Source organism: Phenylobacterium sp. (assembly GCF_044236515.1).
Taxonomy (GTDB): domain Bacteria; phylum Pseudomonadota; class Alphaproteobacteria; order Caulobacterales; family Caulobacteraceae; genus Phenylobacterium.
In genome coordinates this window covers 1-3,761 of the sequence record NZ_JBIIGK010000218.1, presented here as the reverse complement: position 1 = coordinate 3,761, position 3,761 = coordinate 1, and the positions used below count along the sequence as shown (strand labels likewise).

Sequence of the window (3,761 nt, the reverse complement as noted above, 5' to 3'; positions counted from 1 at the left end):
AAGGCGCTGCGCTTCGTCATCCAGAAACATGCGGCGAGCCGGCTGCACTACGATTTCCGGCTGGAGCTGGACGGCGTCTTCAAGTCCTGGGCGGTGACCAAGGGGCCGTCGCTGGATCCGGCCGACCGCCGCCTGGCCGTCGAGGTCGAGGACCATCCGCTGGGCTATGGGGACTTCGAAGGAACGATCCCCAAGGGCGAGTACGGCGGCGGCACGGTGATGCTGTGGGACCGCGGCTACTGGCGGCCCGAAGGCGATCCTCACGACATGCTCAAGACCGGCGATCTCAAGTTCGTCATGGACGGCGTGCGGCTCAAGGGCGCCTTCGTCCTCGTTCGGATGAAGCGCCGGCCAGGCGAGAAGCGGGACAACTGGCTGCTCATTAAGCACCATGACGAGCATGAGGCGCCTGGCGACGGCGATCGTCTGGTCGCCAATGAGATGACGTCCATCGCCTCCGGCCGAAGCATGGAGGATATCGCCGCGGGGGTGGGCAAGGGGCCGACGCCGTTCATGAAGGGCGGCAAGGCGCGCGCGCGGGCCGATGGCGTCTGGCGGTCAAACCACACCGAGATCGCCGACAATGAGCCCAAGCCGCCGGCTGCGACGAAACTCAAGGCCGCCGCCTTGCCGGGCTTCGTCGCCCCAGTGCTGGCCAAGGCGGTGGACCGGCCGCCGGCCGGGGCCGGCTGGGCGCACGAGATCAAGTTCGACGGCTATCGCCTCCAGATCCGCGTGGAGGGCGGTAAGGCGCGGGTCAAGACGCGCTCTGGCCTTGATTGGACGGAGAAATTCAGGGAGATCGCCGGTGACGCTGGGGCCCTGCCGGACGGCCTCTACGACGGCGAGGCCTGCGCCCTTGATCACAATGGATCGCCCGACTTCCCGGCGCTGCAGGCTGCGCTGTCCGATGGAAAGACGGGCAATCTGATCTTCTTCGCCTTCGATGCTCTTTTCATCGAGGGCGAGGACCTGCGAGGCCAAACGCTCCGCATACGGAAAGAGCGGCTGCAGGCTGCGCTCCACGGGGCCGGAAAGGCGGTCCAGCGCCGCTTGCGCTACGTCGATCACTTCGAGACCGCCGGCGATGCGGTGCTGCAGTCGGCCTGCCGCATGTCGCTGGAGGGGATCGTCTCCAAGCGGCTGGACGCCCCCTATCGTTCGGGCCGGAGCGAGGACTGGGTCAAGTCCAAATGCCGCGCGGGCCACGAGGTGGTGATCGGCGGTTGGACCGGCGAGGTCGGCCAGCTTCGCTCCCTGCTGGTTGGGGTGATGCGCGACGAGAAGCTCATTTACGTTGGCCGGGTTGGCACGGGATTCGGGCGCGAGACCGTGGCCCGGGTGTTGCCGCGCCTAAAAGCGGTCGCCGCCGACAAGAGCCCGTTCAGCGGTCCTGGCGCGCCGCGCAGGGAGCCGAACATCACCTGGGCCAAGCCCGAGCTGGTGGCCGAGATCGAGTTCGCCGGCTTCACCGGCTCGGGCATGGTCCGCCAGGGTGCATTCAAGGGCCTGCGCGACGATAAGCCGGCCAGCGAGGTCGAGGCTGAGATGCCTGCGCCCCTGTCGACACCGGTGGCCGAGCCGAAGCCCAAGGCTGTGGTCCGGTCCGCCGCGAAGGCTGCCGATCCGACGGTGATGGGCGTTCTGCTCTCCAATCCGAACAAGCCGCTGTGGCCGGACGACGGCGACGGCCAGCCGGTCACCAAGCTCGACCTCGCCCGCTACCTGGAGACCGTGGCGCCTTGGATGATACCCCACATCAAGGGCCGCCCCTGTTCCATCATCCGCACGCCGGACGGCATCGAGGGCGACCAGCGGTTCTTCCAGCGTCACGCCGGCCGCGGCTCGTCGAACCTCATCACCGAGGTCGAGGTGTTCGGCGACCACAAGCCTTATCTTCAGCTCGACCGGGCTGAAGCGCTGGCCGCGATGGCGCAGATCGGAGCGGTGGAATACCACCCCTGGAACAATCAGCCGTTCTCACCGGAGACGCCGGGCCGGTTGGTCTTCGATCTCGATCCGGACGAGGACATCCCGTTTGATCGGGTCATCGAGGGCGCCCTGCGGGTGAAGGAAAAGCTGGATGAACTGGGCCTCGTCGCCTTCTGCAAGACGACCGGCGGCAAGGGTCTGCACGTCGTCACCCCGCTGAAGGACGGCAAGGGCAAGATCGACTGGCCGACCGCCAAGAAATTCGCTCAGGACGTCTGCCTCGCCATCGCGGCGGAGGAGCCCGCCAAGTACGTGGTCAACATGGCCAAGGCCAAGCGCGTCGGGCGGATATTCCTCGACTACCTGCGCAACGATCGGATGAGCACGGCGGTCGCGCCGCTGTCGCCGCGCGCGCGACCGGGGGCGCCGGTGTCCTTCCCGCTGACCTGGAACCAGGTGAAGCCCGGGCTTGATCCGAAGGTCTATACGATCCGCACCGCCCCGAAGCTGCTGGCTAAGACCAGGGCGTGGGCGGACTATTTCGACGAAGAGCGGCCGCTGGGGCCGGCGATTAGGAAACTGGGGCGCTGATGGGCAAGTGGATTGCAATCCTGCTGGCGATTATTGTCGCCGCGGCCGTGGTCGGATTCATGGTCGACGCCGTCCGGGTGATCGCCGGCTTCCTGGTCGTGGTCTGCCTGGCCGTCCTGGCGGTGAAGGTCTTCCTCAAGCGGGGCTGACGTTCCTTTGCATCTCTGACATCGTCCGCCACATCCCGGCGACATCCGAACGCTTAGCTTCGCCGTGGAAGATGGGAGCCAGACGGTCATGGATGTCACACGTCGTCAGTTGGTCGCCGGAACCGCCGCCGCAGGCCTCGTCCCCTCCATCGCGGTCGCGCAGGCCGCCCTGATCACCAAGCCGATCCCCTCCAGCGGCGAGCACCTGCCGGTGATCGGCGTCGGCACGGCCCGCCGTTACGAGGCCGCGCCCACCGAGGCTGAGCGGCAGCCACTGCGCGAAACGTTGCGCCGGTTCCAGCAGCTCGGCGGACGGGTGATCGACACCGCGCCGTCCTACGGCGACGCCGAGAACGTCGTCGGCGGACTGATCGCCGAGCTCGGCATCCGCCAGAACCTCTTCGTGGCGACCAAGGTCGGAGCCGACAATAAAGCCGAAGGGGCGGCCCAGATCGCGGAGTCCTTCAAGAAGCTTCGGACCGACAAGATCGACCTGTTCTCGGTGCACAATCTGCGCGACACGGCCAACCAGTTGTCCAACCTGCGCGACCTCAAGGCCGCCGGCCGCATCCGTTACGTCGGCGCCACGACCTCGTTCGACGGCCAGTACGCCGACTTCGAGGCGATGATGCGCCGCGAAACCCTGGACGTGATCCAGGTCGACTACGCCCTCGACAACCGAGGCTCGGCCGATCGCATCCTGCCGTTGGCCCAGGAACGGCGGATGGCGGTGTGGGTCAACCTGCCGTTCGGACGCAGCCGTCTGTTCCAGGCGACACAGGGCAAGCCCTTGCCCGACTGGGCGGCCGAGATCGACTGCAAGACCTGGGCGCAGGTGTTCCTGAAGTACGTCGTCTCGCATCCGGCGGTGACCTGCGCAGTGCCCGGCATGGCTCAGGCGCGCTACGTCGACGACAATCTCGGCGCGGCTCGGGGCCGTATGCCTGACGCGGCCCTGCGTCGGCGGATGGAGCAGTTCATTGACAGCCTCTGAAGCGCGCCGCCCAGGCGTTCTTTCACGCCTGATCGCCGCGGAACCGGACGAAATTCCCGCCGTCGCCGCGGGCTTCCTGCTCTTTTTCCTGCTGT

The 3,761-nt window shown here is 67.1% G+C and carries 3 protein-coding genes; all 3 read left to right on the top strand.

Translation table 11 applies throughout. The features are described 5' to 3' along the window. On the top strand, positions 1 to 2,523 hold a 2,523-nt coding region (gene ligD, locus ACILRF_RS15230), incomplete at its 5' end, for a DNA ligase D (protein ID WP_395674382.1). Continuing rightward, positions 2,523 to 2,672: a hypothetical protein gene (locus tag ACILRF_RS15225; RefSeq protein ID WP_395674380.1), complete on the top strand. Its 150-nt coding sequence runs from the start codon at positions 2,523 to 2,525 to the stop codon at positions 2,670 to 2,672. The genes ligD and ACILRF_RS15225, both read left to right, overlap by 1 nt. An 88-nt stretch (positions 2,673 to 2,760) precedes the next feature. After that, a complete protein-coding gene (locus ACILRF_RS15220; protein ID WP_395674378.1) occupies positions 2,761 to 3,666 on the top strand; it encodes an aldo/keto reductase in 906 nt (301 codons plus the stop codon). The last annotated feature ends 95 nt before the right edge of the window (positions 3,667 to 3,761 follow it).

Bases quoted from the DNA above. Each gene is read 5' to 3' on its own strand.
- ACILRF_RS15225 (WP_395674380.1), top strand. From the start codon at position 2,523: ATGGGCAAGTGGATTGCAATCCTGCTGGCGATTATTGTCGCCGCGGCC.
- ACILRF_RS15220 (WP_395674378.1), top strand. From the start codon at position 2,761: ATGGATGTCACACGTCGTCAGTTGGTCGCCGGAACCGCCGCCGCAGGC.